Origin of the sequence: Methylobacterium sp. E-025 (assembly GCF_022829705.1) — a bacterium.
GTDB lineage: Bacteria > Pseudomonadota > Alphaproteobacteria > Rhizobiales > Beijerinckiaceae > Methylobacterium.
In genome coordinates this window covers 36,570-54,186 of sequence record NZ_JAKSYR010000171.1, presented here as the reverse complement: position 1 = coordinate 54,186, position 17,617 = coordinate 36,570, and the positions used below count along the sequence as shown (strand labels likewise).

Below are 17,617 nucleotides of genomic sequence, written 5' to 3'. Positions count from 1 at the left end.
GGCCCTGGCGCTGCTTGCCGCGGCCGTGCTGGCGATGTGGCTGGTGGAAGGCCGGCGCGGGCGGGCGGCGTAAACGACGAGTTCTCGCGTTGATATCGAAGCATCAGCGCGTTTCCCTCCCCCCTCTGCGGGGGAGGGTGGGCCTCGCGTCAGCGAGGGTCGGAAGAGGGGAGCGACCTCTCCGGACAACGCGCTCCCCTCTTCCGACACGCTTCGCGGGCCACCCTCCCCCGCAGAGGGGGAGGGAAGAGGCGGTGGCTTCACTCCTGCTCGCGCCGAGGATCACCTCAGCAGCCGCTCAGCCGCGCAGATCCGAAAAGAACCGCGCGATCTCGGCTGCTGCCGCGTCGGGCTTCTCCCGATGCGGGAAGTGCGCCGCGCCGGGGAACGGCGCGAGGTCGAGGTTAGAAAAATAGTCCGGCAGGCGGTCGGTCCAGGCGTAGGGGAAGAGCGGCGAGGAATCGCCCCAGCGGATGCAGGTCGGGACCGCGATGGGCTTCGGCGCGGGCGCCTCGCCGCGGATCATCGCGAGCCGCCCTTCGTTCTGGCTGAGATACCAGTCGAACCCGCCCTGCAGGTTGCCGGGCGCGAGGAAGTTGTCGACGAAGGCGTCGAGCACGTCGTCGAAGGCGTGCTCGTTCGGGCCGGACCAGTGCCGCAGGATGCCGCCGATATAGGTCCGGCAGGCCTCCCGCGAAGAGCCGACGAGATCGGCCGCGTAGGGCATCAGGTGGAAGGACTGGTACCAGATCTCGCGCAGCTTCTCGGGCGCGCCGAGGCGCGGGCCGATGCCGCCGTAGGGGCAGTCGAAGAAGAACAGCTTCCGCAGCCGCTCCGGCGCCATGTGCCCGAGCCCCTGCGCGACGTAGGCGCCGACGTCGTGCGAGACCACGCCGACGCGGGCGACGCCGAGCGCGTCGAGGAGGGCGAGGATGTCCTGCGCGTGGACCTTGACGCCGACCCCGTCGTTCGGCGCCGCATCGGGCTTCCCGGTCGCGCCGAAGCCGCGCAGGTCCGGCGCGATGCAGGTGAAGCGGTCCGACAGCCGCGCCATCACCGGCTCCCAGGTCAGCCAGAATTCCGGCCAGCCGTGAAGCAGCAGCAGCGGCGGGCCGCTGCCGAGCCTGGCAACGTGCATGTCGAGGCCGTTCAGCGGGATGGTGTCGTGGCGGATGCTCGGCATCGGTGTTCCTGTCCTGATCGGCTCCAACGCGCCGGAGGCCGTCGGGTTGTCGCCGGGCCGGCAGGGCGTGCGCGGACGCGCCGGGTTGGCGTGGCGGTGCGGTCCGTCCTAAGCAGGCGGGAACGGCCCGCCGAACGGCCGATGACCGACGAACCGGAGACTGCCCCCTCGTGACAGCGCATCCCGTGATCGGACGATTGTTCGCAGGCACCTTGGCCGCCGCCCTGGCGTTCGCCTGCCTCGCAGGACCCGCGGGCGCGCAATCCGAGCCGGCGCCGCCGGCGGCGGGTGCCGGCTGGGTGCACGCGGTGACGCTGATGGGCCAGCCGAAATACGGCCCGGACTTCAAGCATTTCGACTACGCCGACCCGGCAGCCCCCAAGGGCGGCCTCGTGCGCCTCGGGGCGCAGGGCGGGTTCGACAACTTCAACCTCGTGGTCTCGGGCCTGAAGGGCGACCTGGAGGGCGGGATCGCGCTGCTCTACGACACGCTCACCACCGAGTCGCTGGACGAGCCCTTCACCTCCTACGGGCTGCTCGCCGAGGCGCTGCGCGTCGCGCCCGACCTCGGCTCGGTGACCTACCGCCTGCGCGAGGCCGCGAAGTGGCACGACGGCGTCGCGATCACCACCGAGGACGTGGTCTGGTCGTTCGAGACCTTCAAGGCGAGCAGCCCGTTCTACGCCGCCTACTACCAGACCGTGGCCAAGGCCGAGGCCACGGGCCCGCGCGAGGTGACCTTCACCTTCTCCGAGACCGGCAACCGCGAGCTGCCGCAGGTGATCGGGCAGCTGCGCGTGCTGCCCAAGCACTGGTGGACGGGCAAGGATGCGCAGGGGCGCCCGCGCAACGTCACGGAGACGACGCTGGAGCCGCCGCTCGGCTCCGGCCCGTACAAGCTGGAAAAATTCGATCCCGGCCGCTCGGCGACCTACACCCGCGTCGCCGACTACTGGGGCAAGGACCTGCCCGTGAATGCGGGGCGCAACAACTTCGGCACTCAGCGCTACGAGTACTTTCGCGACGGGACGGTGCTCGTGGAGGCGCTGAAGGGCGACCTCTACGATTTCCGCGTCGAGAACATCGCCCGCAACTGGGCCACCGCCTACGACGACGTCCCCGCGGTGAAGGACGGGCGCCTGATCAAGGAGGCCTTCCCCGATCGCGGCAACGGCAACATGCAGGCGTTCATCTTCAACACGCGCAGGGACAAGTTCAAGGACCCGCGGGTGCGGCGCGCCTTCAACCTCGCGATGAACTTCGAGGAGATGAACCGCGCGTTGTTCTACGGCCTTTACAAGCGCATCGACTCGTACTTCTACGGCTCCGAGCTCGCCGCCTCCGGCCTTCCCGAGGGCGAGGAGAAGGCGCTGCTGGAGACGGTGAAGGACAAGGTGCCGCCCTCCGTCTTCACCGCGCCCTACAAGAATCCGGTGAGCGACACGCCCGAAGCCGTGCGCACGAACCTGCGCGAGGCGGTGCGCCTGCTGCGCGAGGCCGGCTACGAGCAGCGCGACGGCCGGATGGTGAACAAGGCCACGGGCGAGCCGCTCACCGTCGAGTTCCTCGAGTTCCAGAACACCTTCGAGCGGGTGATCCTGCCGTTCTCGGCGCAGCTGAAGCTCATCGGCATCGGCACCACCCTGCGGGTGATCGACCAGGCGCAGTATCAGAACAGGATGCGCAACTTCGAGTTCGACGTCACCACCGGCTCCTGGCCGGAATCGCTTTCCCCCGGCAACGAGCAGCGCGAGTACTGGGGCTCGGCCTCCGCCGACAAGCCGGGCTCGCGCAACCTCATCGGCATCAAGGATCCCGCGATCGACGCGCTGATCGAGACGGTGATCTTCGCCAAGGACCGACCGGGCGTCCTGACGGCGACCCACGCCCTCGACCGGGTGCTGCTCGCCCACGAGTTCGTCGTGCCGCAATGGGCCTCGAACGTCTCGCGGACGGTGCGCTGGAACCGCTTCGCGCACCCCGCCGTGCTGCCGCTCTACGGCTCGTCCGGCTTCCCGACGACCTGGTGGTACGACGCGGCGGCGGCCGCCAAGACCGGGGCGCCGCGTTGAGCGGCGTCTCCCGCCGCACCCTGGTCCTCGGCGCGGGCGCGCTGACGGCCGGCGTAGCCCTTCCCCGCGCGGCGGCCGCGGAGACCCAAGCTTCGCACGGTCTGTCGAGCTTCGGCGAGCTGAAATACCCCAAGGACTTCCAGCGCTTCGACTACGTGAACCCGATGGCGCCCAAGGGCGGCCGCTTCTCGTCGCAGCTGAGCCAGACCTTCGGGAACCAGGCGCCCGACACCTTCAACACCCTGAACGCCTACGTGCTGCAGGGGGAGGGGGCCGCCGGCATGAACCTCACCTTCGATAGCCTGATGGTGCGGGCGCTGGACGAGCCGGACGCGCTCTACGGCCTCGTGGCGCGCGCGGTGACGGTGTCCGAGGACGGGCTGGCCTACACCTTCGCCCTGCGCCCGCAGGCGCGGTTCCACGACGGCTCCAAGCTGACGGCGAAGGACGTCGCCTTCAGCCTCACGCTGCTGCGCGAGAAGGGCCACCCGGAAATCTCGGAGGTGATCCGGGACATGACGGATGCGCGGGCGCTCGACGACGAGACCGTCGTCGTCAGCTTCGCCCCCGGCCGCGCCCGCGACCTGCCGCTCGCCGTGGCGCAGCTGCCGATCTTCTCGGCGGCCTACTACGCCAAGCGCGACTTCGCGGCCTCCAGCCTCGAGCCGCCGCTCGGCTCGGGGCCGTACCAGGTCGGCCGCGTCGACGTCGGCCGCGCGATCGAGTTCGAGCGGGTGCGCGACTACTGGGCCGCGGACCTTCCGGTGATGGTCGGGCAGAACAACTTCGATGCGATCCGGTACGAGTATTTCCGCGATCGCAACGTCGCCTTCGAGGCGTTCAAGGGCGGCGCCTTCACCTTCCGCGAGGAGTTCACCGCGCGGGTCTGGGCCACCGGCTACGACTTCCCGGCGGCGACAGAGGGCCGCGTGGTGCGCACCACCGTGCCGGATGCCCGTCCCTCCGGGACGCAGGGCTGGTGGATCAACACCCGCCGGCCCCAGTTCCGCGATCCGCGGGTGCGCGAGGCGATCGGCCTGTGCTTCGACTTCGAGTGGACGAACAAGAACATCATGTTCGGCGCCTACACGCGCACGGCCTCGTTCTTCGAGAACTCCGTCCTGAAGGCGACCGGCACGCCGTCCCCGGACGAGCTGGCGCTGCTCGAGCCCCTGCGCAAGGACCTGCCGGCGGAGGTGTTCGGCGAGCCTTGGACGCCGCCGATCTCGGACGGGTCGGGGCAGGACCGCACGCTGCTGCGGCGGGCCGACGCGCTGCTGCGCGAGGCCGGCTGCACCCGCGACGGCGGCCTGCTCACGCTGCCCGGCGGCAAGCCGTTCGAGATCGAGTTCCTCGATTCGAGCCCGGCGCTGGAGCCGCATACCCATCCCTTCATCCGCAACCTCGGCCTGCTCGGGATCAAGGCGACGATCCGCACGGTCGACGCCTCGCAATACCAGTCGCGTCTCAAGGACTTCGACTTCGACATGACCTCGCGGCGCTACGCCAGCGGCGTCACGCCCGGGGCGGAGCTGCGCGAGACCTACGGTTCGCGCTCGGCCGCCACGGCGGGCTCCAACAACCTGTCGGGCATCGCGAACCCGGCGATCGACGCGCTGCTCACCGCCATCGCCGACGCGAAATCCCGCGACGCCTTGAACGCCGCGTGCCGGGCGCTGGACCGGGTGCTGCGCGCCGGGCGCTACTGGGTGCCGATGTGGTATGCCGGCACGCACAAGCTCGCGCTCTGGGACGTCTACGGCCATCCGGCGGAGGGCCCGAAATACGATCTCGGCGCCCCGGCCGTGTGGTGGTTCGACGCCGACAAGGCCAAGCGGATCGGCCGGAACTGACGCGCGGCGCCGGACCGCCGAGCCCCGGCCCTCGGGGCGTCGGCGACACAGGAGACACCTTCGTTGCTCGGCTACATCCTGCGCCGCATCGGCCTGATGATCCCGACCCTGTTCGGGATCATGCTGATCACCTTCACCATCGTGCAGTTCGCCCCGGGCGGGCCGGTGGAGCGGGTGCTCGCGCAGATGCAGGGGCAGGGCGACGGCACGCTTTCGCGCGTCACCGGCGGCACCGGCGACCTCGGCGGCGCGAGCCGGCCGGCCTCGGGCGGCGAGGCGAGCTCGCGCTACCGCGGGGCGCAGGGGCTGAGCCCCGACTTCATCGCAAAGCTCGAGAAGCAGTTCGGCTTCGACAAGCCGGCGCCCGAGCGCTTCGCCAAGATGCTGTGGGACTACGTCCGCTTCGATTTCGGCCGCAGCTACTTTCGCGACGTCACGGTCATCGAGCTGATCAAGGAGCGGCTGCCGGTCTCGATCTCGCTCGGCCTGTGGATGACGCTCCTGTCCTACGCGATCTCGATCCCGCTCGGCATCCGCAAGGCGGTCTCCGACGGGGCCCGCTTCGACCGCTGGACCTCGTTCGTCGTCATCGTCGGCTACTCCGTGCCGGGCTTCATGTTCGGGCTGATGCTGATCATCCTGTTCTCCGGCGGCTCGTTCTTCCAGTGGTTCCCCCTGCGCGGGCTGACCAGCGAGGGCTGGGAGACGTTCTCGACCTGGCAGAAGATCGGCGACTACGCCTGGCACATGGTGCTGCCGCTGACCGCCCTGGTGATCGGCGCCTTCGCGACCTCGACGCTGCTGACCAAGAACTCGTTCCTCGACGAGATCCGCAAGCAGTACGTGCTCACCGCGCGGATGAAGGGCCTGTCGGAGCGACGGGTGCTCTACGGCCACGTCTTCCGCAACGCGATGCTGATCGTCATCGCGGGCTTTCCCGGCGCGTTCATCTCGGCCTTCTTCACCGGCTCGCTGCTGATCGAGACGATCTTCTCGCTCGACGGCCTCGGCGAGCTCTCGTTCCGGGCGATCGTCGGGCGCGATTATCCGGTGGTGTTCGCCACCCTGTACATCTTCTCGCTGCTCGGGCTGGCGGTGAACCTGCTCTCCGACCTGATCTACGTCTGGATCGACCCGCGCATCGACTTTTCCGCCCGCGCCACCTGAGCGGCAACGATCAGGTCAGCGGCGACCAGGCCTCGGGGAGGCCGATGCTGGAGACGGCCTCGACGATGTGGTCGGGGCCGCCCTTCGGCGGCCAGTGCCCCGAGCCCTGCGCCGCGCGGCGCAGGGACGCCCGCTCCCCAAGGCTCGGGAAGCCCCAGATGTGGGTGATCCGCGGCGCGCCGTCGAGCGCGTACAGGTTAATCACGAGGTGGTCGGTGTAGGGCTTGGCCGGCGGCACGGCCGCCTCCCAGGCGTCGAGCGTCGGCGGCAGGCCGCCCGGCTTCAGGCGGTAGGTGCGGAACTCGTAGACGCCGCCGCGGGCGCCGGTGCGCACGGGCGGCAGGAACGGGAAGGCGGCGTAGCTGTCCATCTCCAGGGCGGTCGCGACACCGCCGGCGTTGAACGGGCTCGCGCTCATGAGAGCGCGACGGCGCTCGGCGCTCATGGCCTCCGGCGCCTCGAAGCCGCGCAGGACCAGGAGCCGGCCGAGCATCCCGATCTCGGTGCGCCAGCTCCCGAGCACGCTGCCGCCGGCCTCGGGCGCGCCGACCCAGGCTGCCGCCCCCTCGGAGGCGCGATCGAGCGCGTTCAGGGGGCATGAGAGCGCGGCGAGTTCGTAGAGCATGCCCATCGGCCTCCGGCTGATCAGCCGGGGATATGGGGCCGCGCGCCGTGCGGGCCCAGCACCCGCCCGACCGTCGCGCGCAGCGCGTGGCGGCTGCGATACCCCACCGCCGCCGCGACGTGCCCGGCCGGGCGTCCGTCGGCGGCGAGGGCCAGCGCGCGGATCACCCGCGCCCGCGCGCGCCAATCGCCGAAGCTGAGACCGGTCTCCTGGCGGAACCCGCGGGTCAGCGTGCGCCGGCTCGCGCCCGCGCGCGTCGCCCAGGCATCGAGGTCGTCAACCGAGCCCGGATCCTCGATCAGCCCGAGGCAGACCCGGCGCAGGCGCGCGTCGCGCGGCAGCGGAAGCGCCAGCGGCGTCTCCGGGGCCCGGCCGATCTCGTCGAGCACCAGGGCGGCGAGATGCCCGCCGCGGCCGGCCTCGTCGTAGAGCACCGGCTCCTCGGCGAGCGCCGCCAGCGCCGCGACTAGGAGCGGCGACACCGCGATCACCCGGCAGCGATCGAGAACGGCGAAGGCGCGCGGATCGAGATAGGCCGAGCACATCGCCACCGCCCCGTGCATCGCGACCGCATGCGGCAGCCGCGGCGGGATCAGCAGCGCGTGCCCCTCGGGCACGACCCAGGTGCCGTCGTCGGCCGAGGCCATCATCAACCCGGCGGTGGCGTAGAGCAGCTGTGCGCGCGGGTGGAAGTGCCGGTCGGTCCGACTCGCGGCGGCGAAGGCCTTGGGCATCACCGCGACCGACCGGGGCACGTCCTGGTAGTCGGCGGCATCGGTCGAGCGCGGCGGCATCGCGCATCCTCGCAAAGGGTCGCTTTCCGTCCGCGCATGCACGGGCGCGTCGAAGAATGGCCCGGCAGCGTACATTTGCGGCCCGACACCGTCCATCGGGTCAGGGTATGAGGCGGCGGTCCCGAAGGATACGCCGCGATGAGCCCGGACGATCTCTCCAGCCGCACCCTGCGCTTCGTCAACGTGGCGCACGCCCTCGACCACTTCGTGCTGCTGATCTACCCGACCGCGGTGATCGCCATCGCGAGCCAGACCGGCCTCGGCTACGGCGAGCTGATCGGGCTCGCAACCGGCGCCTTCGTCGCCTTCGGGCTGTGCTCGCTGCCGATGGGCTCGCTCGCCGACCGTTTCGGGCGGCGCAACATGCTCGCTGTGTTCTTCTTCGGCTACGGGCTGTCCTGCCTCGGGGTCGCCAGCGCCGCGACGCCGACCGCGTTCGCGATCTGGCTGTGCGTGCTCGGCCTCGCCTCGGCGATCTACCACCCGGTCGGCTCGACCATGCTGGTCACCCACGCGCGGCGCCTCGGGCACGACCTCGGCATCAACGGGGTCTGGGGCAATTTCGGCGCCGCCAGCGCCTCGGGCGCGACGGCGCTGCTCGCCACGACGCTCGGCTGGCAGGCCGCCTTCGTGGTGCCCGGCCTCGTGTGCCTCGCCTGCGGCACCGCCTTCGTCGCGATGGTGCCGGGGGACGGGGACGGCGAGGCGCGCAAGGCCGGCGGGGCGGCAATCATCCCGGTGACGCGGCCGATGGCGCTTCTGGCGATGTTCGGCGTGGCGATCTTCGCCGGCGGCATCACCTTCAACGTCACCACGATCTCGCTGCCGAAGGTGATCGACGAGGGCGTCGGGCAGGCCCTGTCGCTGACCCTGATCGGCTCGATCGCCACCGTGGTCTTCGTCTTCGGCGCGCTGACCCAGCTGCTGATGGGCCGCCTCGTCGACCGCTTCGGCCTGCCGAGCCTGTTCCTCGGCCTGTCGGTGCTGCAGCCGCTCGGCCTCGGCCTCGCGGCGGCGTCCTCCGGCCCCCTGTTGCTGCTCGGGCTGGTGCTGGCGATCGCCGCGATCTACGGGCAGGTCGTCATCAACGACGCGATGATCGCGCGCTACGTCCCGGCGCACCAGCGCGCGAAGGCCTACAGCCTGCGCTACTTCGTGGGCTTCACCGCGAGCGGCTTCGTGGTGCCCCTGATCGCCCTGCTGCACGACCGTGGCGGCTTCGGCCTCGTGCTCGGGACGGCGGCGGCCTTCGGCGGCCTGATCTGGGTCGCCGCCTTCGGGTTCTACCGGCTGGTGCGGAGCGACGCGCAGCCCGTTCTCGCCGCCGCCGCGTAGCGGCTGCGGGCGCCGTCGAAACCTGTTACGCCGAACCTCGTGCCAGCCCTCTCCCTCGTCATCCGCCCCGAGAACCCCGACGATGGCGACGCCATCGAGCGTCTGCACGCCCGCGCCTTCGGGCCCGGGCGCTACGCGCGCACCGCGTTCCGGCTGCGCGAGGGCTCGGCGCACCGGGCCGACCTCAGCGTCACGGCCTCGGTCGGCAGCTTCCTCGTCGGCTCGGTGCGGATGGCGCCGGTGACGGCCGGCGGCGCCGGCTTCCTCGCGCTGGGGCCGCTCGCCGTCGATCCGAGCTTCTCCGGGCGCGGCGTCGGCACGGCGCTGATGCGGGCGAGCCTCGCCGCGGCGACGGCGGCCGGCGAGGGCCTGGTGATCCTGGTCGGCGACGCGCCGTTCTATGCCCGGTTCGGGTTCTCGCCGGTGCCGGCCGAGCATCTGGTCCTGCCCGGCCCGGTCGACCCGGCCCGCTTCCTCGCCCTCGAGCTGAAGCCGGGCTTCCTCGCCACGGCCCGCGGGGCGGTCGCGGCGATCCGCACCGGCTGAAGCCTCGCTTAGAGCCGCGCGATGTAGGCGGCGAGGTCGGCGATCTCGTCGTCCTTCAGCGTCTGTGCGACCTCGTTCATCGCCGGGTCGTAGCCGGGCCGGGCGTTCGAGCGATACGCCGTGAGCGCCGCCTTGAGGTAGTCCTCACGCTGGCCGCGGATGCGCGGGAGCGCGTCGCGCCCCGTCAGCTCGGCCCCGTGGCAGGACTTGCACTGGTGCTTGGACACCAGCGCCTGCGCCCGCGCGAGGAGTGCCGGATCGGGCGGGCCGCCGGCAGGGACCGGTGCGGGCAGGGCGCCCACCGCGTCGGCGAAGCCGCGCAGGTCGTCGTCGGACAAAGCCGACGCCATGTCGTTCATCGGCGGCGCCTCACGCTGCCGCTCCCGGAACTGGAACAACTGCGTGACGACGTAGTCGGGCATCTGCCCGCCGAGCGAGGGCACGCCCTCGGTCCCGGAGGTGCCGCGCTCGCCGTGGCAGGCGAGGCAGGGCACCAGCCGCTCCCCCAGCGGGGCGGACGTCGCCGTCCCGAGGAGGAGCGTCGCGAGGAGGAGGGCCGGGGCGATCGCGCGGCTCATTGCGCGGCGCTGATCCGGTAGATCGCGCCGTTGTAGTCGTCCGAGACCAGGAGCGCCCCGTCGTCGGCCACCAGCACGTCGACGGGGCGGCCGACATACTTGTTGTCCTGCAGGAAGCCGGAGAGGAACGGCGCCACCGAGGCAACCTTGCCGTCGGAACCGAGGCGGGCCACCACCACGTCGCCGCCGAGCTTGCGCGTTCGGTTCCACGAGCCGTGCCGGGCGATGAACATTGCGTTCCTGTAGTCCGCCGGGAACATGGCGCCGGTGTAGAAGCGCAGGCCGAGCGAGGCGGTGTGGGGGCCCAGCAGCGCCGCCGGCGCCGTGAACTCGGCGCAGGAATGGCCCCAGCCGTATTCCGGATCGGTGAAGGTGCCCTGGTGGCAGTACGGGAAGCCGAAATGCTGCTTGCCCGGCTCGGTCAGCACGTTGAGCTCGTCGTTCGGGATGTCCTCCGACACCCAGTCGCGGCCGTTGTCGGTGAACCACAGCTGCTTCGTGATCGGGTTCCAGTCGAAGCCGACGGTGTTGCGCACCCCGCGGGCGATCACCTCGACATTCTTGCCGTCGAGGTCCATCCGCCGGATCTGGGCGTGGGTGTCGGGGGGCATCGTGATGTTGCCGGGCGATCCGACCGGGACGTAGAGCTTGTCATCGGGGCCGATGGCGATGAACTTCCAGCCGTGCGCCTCGTCCTTGGGCAGGTCGTCGTAGACCAGCACCGGCTTCGGCACCTCGTCGAGATGCGCCTCGATGCCGTCGTAGCGCCAGATCTTCGAGAGCTCGGCCACGAACAGAGATCCGTCGTGGAACGCGAGCCCGTTCGGCCGGTGCAGGCCGGTGGCGATGGTCTTGACCTCGCGCTTGCCGTCAGGCCCGACCTTCGCCGGGATCGCGTAGACCTTGCCGACCGCGCGGGTGCCGACGAACAGAGTCCCGTCCGGGCTCTGGCGCATCGAGCGGGCGTTGGCGAGCCCGCTGGCATAGACCTCGATCTTGAAGCCGTCGGGCACCGTCAGCTTGTCGAGCGGGAGCTTACCCAGCGGCGTCGCGAGCGGCGGCCCGGAGATCGGTGCGAGCTTGGCGGCGTCCCCGCCCTCGGGGCGCCCGTAGAGGGCGGAGCCCTTGTCGACGGCAGGGGCCGCGGGGGCGGCGGCAGCCGGGGCGGGGCTCGCCGGCTGCTGCGCCAGGGCGCCTTGCGCGGCGAGGCAGGTCGTCAACGCCAGCGCGGCGAGGCTTCGGCTCAGGACGGGTGTCACGCGGCGTCTCCCGGGCTCGGCGGGATCTCGGCGCGTTGCGCCGGCCCCCGCTCGTCATCGGATCCGTTATTCACGCTCCGACCGGCGAAGGCGAGCGCCCCGGGAAACAGGTTCCCCGCACCGTCACCACCGGTTGCATCCCGGCGCCGCTGCGGCGTGTCGAGCGGGCGCGGATGTCTCACCGAACCGGTTCGCGGGCCGGCGGCCCGCCCGGCGCAACCTTGCCTTTTGGCACCCGATCCCCGAGAAACCGGCTGATCCGGAAGCGTGAGCGCGGCCTCGGCGGGCGTCTCGCGGAACCGGCTCGTTCGAACCGCGTCGAGGAACCCGTCTCCATGCTCGATTACGCGCAGGCCCGACGCCTGATGGTCGACTGCCAGCTCCGGACCTTCGACGTGAACGACATCGCGGTGCTGGACGCGTTCGACGCGGTGCCGCGCGAGAACTTCGTGCCGCCGGGGGCGGAGCCCTTCGCCTACATCGACCAGAACCTGAAGCTCGGCGGCAGCGACGGCGACCTGCGCTACATGCCGGCCTCGATGCTGCTCGCGCGGATGATCCAGGCGCTGCGCATCGGCGGCGGCGTCCGGGCGCTCGATGTCGGCACCGGATACGGCTACGCCGCCGCCGTGATGGCGCGCCTCGGCGGCCGGGTCACCGCCCTCGAATCGGACCCCGCCCTGGCGGAGGCGGCGCGCGAGCGCCTCGACGGGACGCAGGTCGAGGTGGTGGAGGGGCCCCTCGCCGCCGGCTTGCCGAAGGCCGGCCCGTACGACGCGATCCTGATCAACGGCCGCGTCGAGGTGCGCCCGCAGGCGCTGCTCGACCAGCTGAAGGACGAGGGCCGCCTCGTCTGCGTCCTCGGTCGCGACAAGTCCGCCAAGGCGACCCTGTTCGTCCGCGCCGGCGACGCCTTCGGCGCACGCCCGCTGTTCGACGCGGCGCTTCCGGGCCTGGCGGCGTTCCGCGAAGAGGCCGGCTTCGCGTTCTGAGCGGTCGGCGCGCTCTCGGCATCGCGCTCCGATCGCGCGGGGGGGGGTGTCGCTTTTATGCGCCACGTCCCGACGATTCGAGGGATGGGCCGTCCTCGCCCTGGGCCACGTCTTCGTGAATGGGTTAAGGTCTGCCCCGGGGCGGGCGTGACCGGGCCGGCGCTCATGCGCCGTGGCCGTCGCAAGACGGGCAAGATGGTCTTCGAGAAACCGCAAGGGCTGATCGACGTGACACAACGCAAACCTGCGACGCGCCCCGCGCTTCGGCTGGCCGGCCTCGCCGTCGCCGCCGGGCTGACGGCCGGTCCGGCAGCGTCCGAGACGCTGGAATCGGCGCTCGCCAAGGCCTACGGCGGCAACCCGCAGCTCAACTCCAGCCGCGCCGGCGTCCGCGCGACCGACGAGGGCGTCGCGATCGCGAAGTCCGGCTATCGCCCGACCGCCAGCATCAGCGCCGACATCGGCTCCCAGTACCTCGAAGGCCGCGTCTCCGGAGCGCAGCTCGCGCAGACGACGACGCCGGGCGGTGCGGGCCTCACCGTCAACCAGACATTGTTCAACGGGTTCCAGACCGACAACAACACCCGCCGCGCCGAGTCGAACGTCTACAGCCAGCGCGAAAGCCTGCGCTCCACCGAGATGTCGGTGCTGTACGGCGGCGTGCAGTCCTACATGAACGTGCTCAGCAACACCGCGACGCTGGAGCTGAACCGCAACAACGTCGAGGTGCTGGAGGAGCAGCTCCGCCAGACCCGCGACCGCTTCAACGTCGGCGAGGTCACCCGCACCGACGTCGCCCAGGCCGAGGCGCGCCTCGCCGGCGCCCGCTCGCAGGTCAGCGTCGCGGAATCGGCCCTGCGCACCAGCATCGGCACCTATCGCCAGAACATCGGCGTCGAGCCGCGCCAGCTCGCCCCGGGCCGCCCGCTCGACCGCTACGTGCCGGCCAACCTCGATTCGGCCATCGCGATCGGCCTGCAGGAGCATCCGCAGATCCTCTCGGCGCTGCACGCGGTCGACGCGGCCGAGGCGCAGGTCAAGGTGCTCGAGGCCGCGCTGTATCCGACCGTCGGCCTGCAGGGCAGCGTGCAGCAGCGCTACGACCAGACCTTCCCCGGCGACAACTTCTTGTCGGCGTCGATCGTCGGGCGGGTGACGATCCCGCTGTACCAGGGCGGCCAGGAATACGCGCAGATCCGCCAGCAGAAGGAAGTCGTCGGCCAGACCCGCATCCAGGCCGACCTCGTCCGCGATCAGGTCCGCGCGCAGGTGGTCGACTTCTGGGGCCGGCTCGAGGCCGCCAAGGCACAGGTGATCGCCGCCCAGGCCCAGGTCCAGGCCAACGAGGTCGCGTTGAACGGCGTCCGCGAGGAAGCCCGCGTCGGTCAGCGCACGACCCTCGACGTGCTCAACGCGCAGCAGGAACTGCTCAACGCCCGCGTGAACCTGATCACCGCCCAGCGCGACCGGGTGATCTTCTCCTACGGCGTGGTCCAGGCGATCGGCCGTCTGACGGTGCGCTACACCGCGGTGCCGGTGGCGGTCTACAGCGCCAAGGTCCACTACGACCAGGTCAAGGATCTCTGGTACGGCGTCCGCTCGCCGGACGGCCGCTGAGGCGGCGTGATTCGCGCCCGCGACCCGAGGGTTCGGGCGGGCGCGGGCAAGCGGAATACGGGCAGGCGAAATAACGGCGCCCGGCGGGTGATTTCCCGAGGACTGTGCTCCGGCTGCGCTTGTCGCGTGCGCGCGGCGTGGAATACTCCATTCGACAGCCGTCTTTCGTCCCTCCCACCTTCTCGAGCGCCGTCCGGATGAGTGCAGCGAGCCCCAAGATCCAGGACAAGGCGGCGGAGAAGGCGCACGAGCCCTCCATGGAGGAGATCCTGGCGTCGATCCGCCGGATCATCGCCGACGATCAGGCGGTGAAGCCGCCCGAGCCGGCCGCGGTTCGCCCCCCCTCGCACGAGAACGACGACGTGCTCGACCTTGCCGAGATGGAAGAACCCGCGCCGCCGCCGCGCCCGGCCGCCAAGCCGGTGCCGCTGGAGCTCGAAACGCTCGATTTCGACGCGATGGAGCCGGAGCCCGAGCCCGAGCCGGCCCCCGCGCCGCGGGCCGCCGCGCCGGAGCCGGCGCGCAGGCCCGACCCCGCGCCGGAGCCCGGGCTGATCTCGTCCGCGGCCGGCGCCAGCGTCAACCAGGCCTTCAACCTGCTCGCCAACACGGTGTCGAGCCAGAACGCGCGCAGCCTGGAAGACCTCGTCCAGGACATGCTGAAGCCGATGCTCAAGGCCTGGCTCGACGACAACCTGCCGGTGATGGTCGAGCGGCTGGTGCGCGTCGAGATCGAGCGGGTCGCCCGCGGCCGCTGAGGTCGCGCGTGTCGCCGCCCGTGTTGACGGGAGGCCCGTGACGGGTTGAAAGCGGGCTCGAAATTCTCGAGACGGACCCGCGATCGCCCGCCCATGATGGACAAGACCTTCGACCCGGCCGGCGCCGAGGCGCGCGCCAGCGCCGCGTGGACGAGCGCCGACGCGTTCCGCGCCGGGCGGCCCGACCGGGCCGGTGCCGAGCCGTACTGCATCGTCATCCCGCCGCCCAACGTGACGGGCTCGCTGCATATCGGCCACGCCCTCAACAACACGCTGCAGGACATCCTCGCCCGCTTCGAGCGGATGCGCGGTCGCGACGTGCTGTGGCAGCCGGGCATGGACCATGCCGGCATCGCCACGCAGATGGTGGTCGAGCGCCGCATGATGGAGGCGCAGGAGCCGGGCCGCCGCGAGATCGGCCGCGCGGCCTTCCTCGACAAGGTGTGGGCCTGGAAGGCGGAATCGGGCGGCGCGATCGTCTCGCAGCTGAAGCGGCTCGGCGCCTCCTGCGACTGGTCGCGCGAGCGCTTCACCATGGGCGAGCGCGGCGCGCCCGACGAGCAGATGGTCCGCGCGGTCACGAAGGTGTTCGTCGACCTGCACGCGCAGGGGCTGATCTACCGCGACAAGCGCCTCGTGAACTGGGACCCGAAGTTCCAGACCGCGATCTCGGACCTCGAGGTCCAGCAGGTCGAGGTGAAGGGCCACCTCTGGCACTTCGACTATCCGGTGGTGGACGCGGCCGGCATCGAGACGGGCGACATCATCACGGTCGCCACGACGCGCCCCGAGACCATGCTCGGCGACACCGCCGTCGCCGTCCACCCCGAGGACGAGCGCTACGCCGCGCTCGTCGGCAAGCACGTGCGCCTGCCGCTGGTCGGGCGCCTGATCCCGATCGTCCCCGACGAATATTCCGATCCCGAGAAGGGCACCGGGGCGGTCAAGATCACGCCCGCGCACGACTTCAACGATTTCGAGGTCGGCCGTCGCCACGGCTGCCGCCCGATCAACATCCTGGACAGCGAGGCGCGGATCGCCCTCGACGGCAACGCCGACTTCCTGGCCGACGCGAACCCGGATGCGGAGGCGCTGGCCCTCCACGGCCTCGACCGGTTCGCAGCCCGCAAGGCCGTCGTCGCGCTGATGGAGGCGGCGGGACGCCTGCGCGAGATCGAAGCCAACACCCACGCCGTCCCGCACGGCGACCGCTCGGGCGTGGTGATCGAGCCCTACCTCACCGACCAGTGGTACGTGAACGTGAAGCCGCTGGCCGAGCGCGCGCTCCAGGCGGTGCGCGACGGGCGCACGCGCTTCGTGCCGGAGAATTCCGAGAAGACCTTCTTCCAGTGGCTCGAGAACATCGAGCCGTGGTGCATCTCGCGCCAGCTCTGGTGGGGTCACCAGATCCCGGTCTGGTACGACGCGGAGGGTGGCATCTACGTCGCCGGCAGCGAGGCGGAAGCCGAGGCGCAGGCCGCGGCCAAGCAGGGCTCGCCGGTCGCGTTGCGCCGCGACGAGGACGTCCTCGACACCTGGTTCTCCTCCGCCCTGTGGCCGTTCTCGACGCTGGGCTGGCCGGAGAAGACCGCCGAGCTCGCGCGCTACTACCCGACCAACACGCTGGTGACCGGCAAGGACATCCTGTTCTTCTGGGTCGCCCGCATGATGATGCTCGGCCTGCACGTCACCGACGAGGTCCCGTTCGACACGGTCTACCTGCATACGCTGGTGCGCGACGCCTCCGGCGCAAAGATGTCGAAGTCGAAGGGCAACGTCGTCGATCCGCTCGGGCTGATTGACCAGTACGGCGCCGACGCGCTGCGCTTCACCCTGACGGCGCTCGCCGCGCAGGGGCGCGACATCAAGCTCAGCCCGGCCCGCGTGGAAGGGTATCGCAACTTCGCGACGAAGCTTTGGAACGCCGCGCGCTTCGCCGAGATGAACGGCTGCGCCCTCGAACCCGCCTTCGATCCGAAGGCGGTGCGGGAGCCGCTGAACCGCTGGGCGCTCGGGGAGGCCGCGCGTGCCGTCGCCGAGGTCACCGCCGCTCTGGAGGCCTACCGCTTCAACGACGCGGCGGCCGCCGCCTACCGCTTCGTCTGGAACATCTTCTGCGACTGGACGATCGAGCTGGCCAAGCCCGTGCTCCAGGGCGAGGGCGTCGACCCGGCGCTGAAGGGCGAGACGCAAGCGACCATCGCCTTCCTGATCGACCAGATCGCGAAGCTGCTGCATCCGTTCATGCCGTTCCTCACCGAGGAGCTGTGGGCGATTAAGGGCGCGGCGCTGCCCGATCGCGGCCTGCTCACGCTCCAGCCCTGGCCCGACCTGTCGGGGCTGGCGAATGCCGAGGCCGAGGCCGAGATCGGCTTCGTGGTCGACCTCGTCTCCGAGGTGCGCTCGGCCCGCTCCGAGACCGGGGTGCCGGCCGGCGCGCAGGTTCCGCTGGTGATCGTCGGGGCCGATGCGGCGGTGCGGGCGCGGATCGGCGCCTGGCACGACACGCTGGTGCGCCTCGCCCGCCTCTCCGAGATCGGGTTCGCCGACGCCGCGCCGAAGAACGCGGTGCAACTGCTGGTCCGCGGCAGCGTCGCGGCCCTGCCGCTGGAGGGCATCGTCGACCTCGGCGCCGAGGTGGCGCGCCTGAAGAAGGAGGCCGCCAAGGCCGAGGGCGAGATCAGGAAGCTCGACGGCAAGCTCGGGAACGCCGACTTCGTGGCGCGCGCCCCCGAGGAGGTGATCGAGGAGAGCCGCGAGCGGCGCGAGGCCGAGGCCGAGCGGCTGGCCAAGCTTCAGGAGGCGCTGGCGCGGTTGAGCGACCCGGCGTCCTGAGCC

14 protein-coding genes are annotated in these 17,617 nt (G+C 71.2%); 9 read left to right on the top strand and 5 right to left on the bottom strand.

Going from position 1 to position 17,617, the window contains the following annotated elements:
* Positions 1-298: 298 nt before the first annotated feature.
* Positions 299-1,183, bottom strand: a complete 885-nt coding sequence (locus MKK64_RS25205) for an alpha/beta fold hydrolase (RefSeq protein WP_243938327.1) — start codon at positions 1,181-1,183, stop codon at positions 299-301.
* A 170-nt stretch (positions 1,184-1,353) separates the two neighbouring features.
* Here MKK64_RS25205 and MKK64_RS25200 point away from each other — a divergent pair, with 170 nt between their 5' ends.
* The 3 genes from MKK64_RS25200 to MKK64_RS25190 all read left to right on the top strand — a co-directional run bounded on the left by MKK64_RS25200 (position 1,354) and on the right by MKK64_RS25190 (position 6,275).
* Positions 1,354-3,255 carry an extracellular solute-binding protein gene (locus MKK64_RS25200; RefSeq protein WP_243938326.1) on the top strand — a complete coding sequence of 634 codons (1,902 nt, stop codon included), beginning with the start codon at positions 1,354-1,356 and terminating at the stop codon, positions 3,253-3,255.
* Positions 3,252-5,108, top strand: coding sequence for an extracellular solute-binding protein (locus tag MKK64_RS25195; protein WP_243938323.1), 1,857 nt, complete (start codon positions 3,252-3,254; stop codon positions 5,106-5,108). The genes MKK64_RS25200 and MKK64_RS25195 overlap by 4 nt, the downstream gene beginning before the upstream one ends.
* A gap of 63 nt (positions 5,109-5,171) precedes the next feature.
* Entirely contained in the window at positions 5,172-6,275 is a 1,104-nt protein-coding gene (locus MKK64_RS25190) for a microcin C ABC transporter permease YejB (protein ID WP_147843590.1), read from the top strand.
* Positions 6,276-6,285: 10 nt separating this feature from the next.
* On the opposite strand, the gene MKK64_RS25185 is transcribed toward MKK64_RS25190, so the two are convergent.
* Entirely contained in the window at positions 6,286-6,900 is a 615-nt protein-coding gene (locus MKK64_RS25185; RefSeq protein WP_243938321.1) for an NIPSNAP family protein, read from the bottom strand.
* A 20-nt stretch (positions 6,901-6,920) separates the two neighbouring features.
* Positions 6,921-7,694: an AraC family transcriptional regulator gene (locus tag MKK64_RS25180; protein ID WP_243938319.1), complete on the bottom strand. Its 774-nt coding sequence runs from the start codon at positions 7,692-7,694 to the stop codon at positions 6,921-6,923.
* Positions 7,695-7,832: 138 nt separating this feature from the next.
* Here MKK64_RS25180 and MKK64_RS25175 point away from each other — a divergent pair, with 138 nt between their 5' ends.
* Positions 7,833-9,029, top strand: coding sequence for an MFS transporter (locus tag MKK64_RS25175; protein ID WP_243938317.1), 1,197 nt, complete (start codon positions 7,833-7,835; stop codon positions 9,027-9,029).
* 39 nt (positions 9,030-9,068) lie between these two features.
* A complete protein-coding gene (locus MKK64_RS25170) occupies positions 9,069-9,575 on the top strand; it encodes a GNAT family N-acetyltransferase (RefSeq protein ID WP_243937471.1) in 507 nt (168 codons plus the stop codon).
* Between the two features lie 8 nt (positions 9,576-9,583).
* Here the strand turns inward: MKK64_RS25170 and MKK64_RS25165 are convergent, their stop codons facing one another.
* On the bottom strand, positions 9,584-10,153 hold the full coding sequence (locus tag MKK64_RS25165) for a c-type cytochrome (RefSeq protein ID WP_243938315.1): 570 nt from the start codon (positions 10,151-10,153) through the stop codon (positions 9,584-9,586).
* Positions 10,150-11,412, bottom strand: coding sequence for a PQQ-dependent sugar dehydrogenase (locus tag MKK64_RS25160; protein WP_409568010.1), 1,263 nt, complete (start codon positions 11,410-11,412; stop codon positions 10,150-10,152). The genes MKK64_RS25165 and MKK64_RS25160 overlap by 4 nt, the downstream gene beginning before the upstream one ends.
* Before the next feature lie 335 nt (positions 11,413-11,747).
* On the opposite strand from MKK64_RS25160, the gene MKK64_RS25155 reads away from it, so the two are divergent.
* The 4 genes from MKK64_RS25155 to MKK64_RS25140 all read left to right on the top strand — a co-directional run bounded on the left by MKK64_RS25155 (position 11,748) and on the right by MKK64_RS25140 (position 17,614).
* Positions 11,748-12,404, top strand: a complete 657-nt coding sequence (locus MKK64_RS25155) for a protein-L-isoaspartate O-methyltransferase family protein (RefSeq protein WP_147729888.1) — start codon at positions 11,748-11,750, stop codon at positions 12,402-12,404.
* Positions 12,405-12,599: 195 nt separating this feature from the next.
* A complete protein-coding gene (locus tag MKK64_RS25150) occupies positions 12,600-14,021 on the top strand; it encodes a TolC family outer membrane protein (RefSeq protein WP_147844490.1) in 1,422 nt (473 codons plus the stop codon).
* A gap of 197 nt (positions 14,022-14,218) precedes the next feature.
* Positions 14,219-14,779 carry a PopZ family protein gene (locus MKK64_RS25145; protein WP_243938313.1) on the top strand — a complete coding sequence of 187 codons (561 nt, stop codon included), beginning with the start codon at positions 14,219-14,221 and terminating at the stop codon, positions 14,777-14,779.
* Between the two features lie 93 nt (positions 14,780-14,872).
* Positions 14,873-17,614, top strand: coding sequence for a valine--tRNA ligase (locus MKK64_RS25140; protein ID WP_243938311.1), 2,742 nt, complete (start codon positions 14,873-14,875; stop codon positions 17,612-17,614).
* Positions 17,615-17,617: the final 3 nt, after the last annotated feature.

Coding starts and splice junctions, on each gene's coding strand:
- MKK64_RS25155 (WP_147729888.1), top strand. CDS start 11,748: ATGCTCGATTACGCGCAGGCCCGACGCCTGATGGTCGACTGCCAGCTC.
- MKK64_RS25165 (WP_243938315.1), bottom strand. CDS start 10,153: ATGAGCCGCGCGATCGCCCCGGCCCTCCTCCTCGCGACGCTCCTCCTC.
- MKK64_RS25205 (WP_243938327.1), bottom strand. CDS start 1,183: ATGCCGAGCATCCGCCACGACACCATCCCGCTGAACGGCCTCGACATG.
- MKK64_RS25145 (WP_243938313.1), top strand. CDS start 14,219: ATGAGTGCAGCGAGCCCCAAGATCCAGGACAAGGCGGCGGAGAAGGCG.
- MKK64_RS25140 (WP_243938311.1), top strand. CDS start 14,873: ATGATGGACAAGACCTTCGACCCGGCCGGCGCCGAGGCGCGCGCCAGC.
- MKK64_RS25185 (WP_243938321.1), bottom strand. CDS start 6,900: ATGCTCTACGAACTCGCCGCGCTCTCATGCCCCCTGAACGCGCTCGAT.
- MKK64_RS25180 (WP_243938319.1), bottom strand. CDS start 7,694: ATGCCGCCGCGCTCGACCGATGCCGCCGACTACCAGGACGTGCCCCGG.
- MKK64_RS25150 (WP_147844490.1), top strand. CDS start 12,600: ATGGTCTTCGAGAAACCGCAAGGGCTGATCGACGTGACACAACGCAAA.
- MKK64_RS25175 (WP_243938317.1), top strand. CDS start 7,833: ATGAGCCCGGACGATCTCTCCAGCCGCACCCTGCGCTTCGTCAACGTG.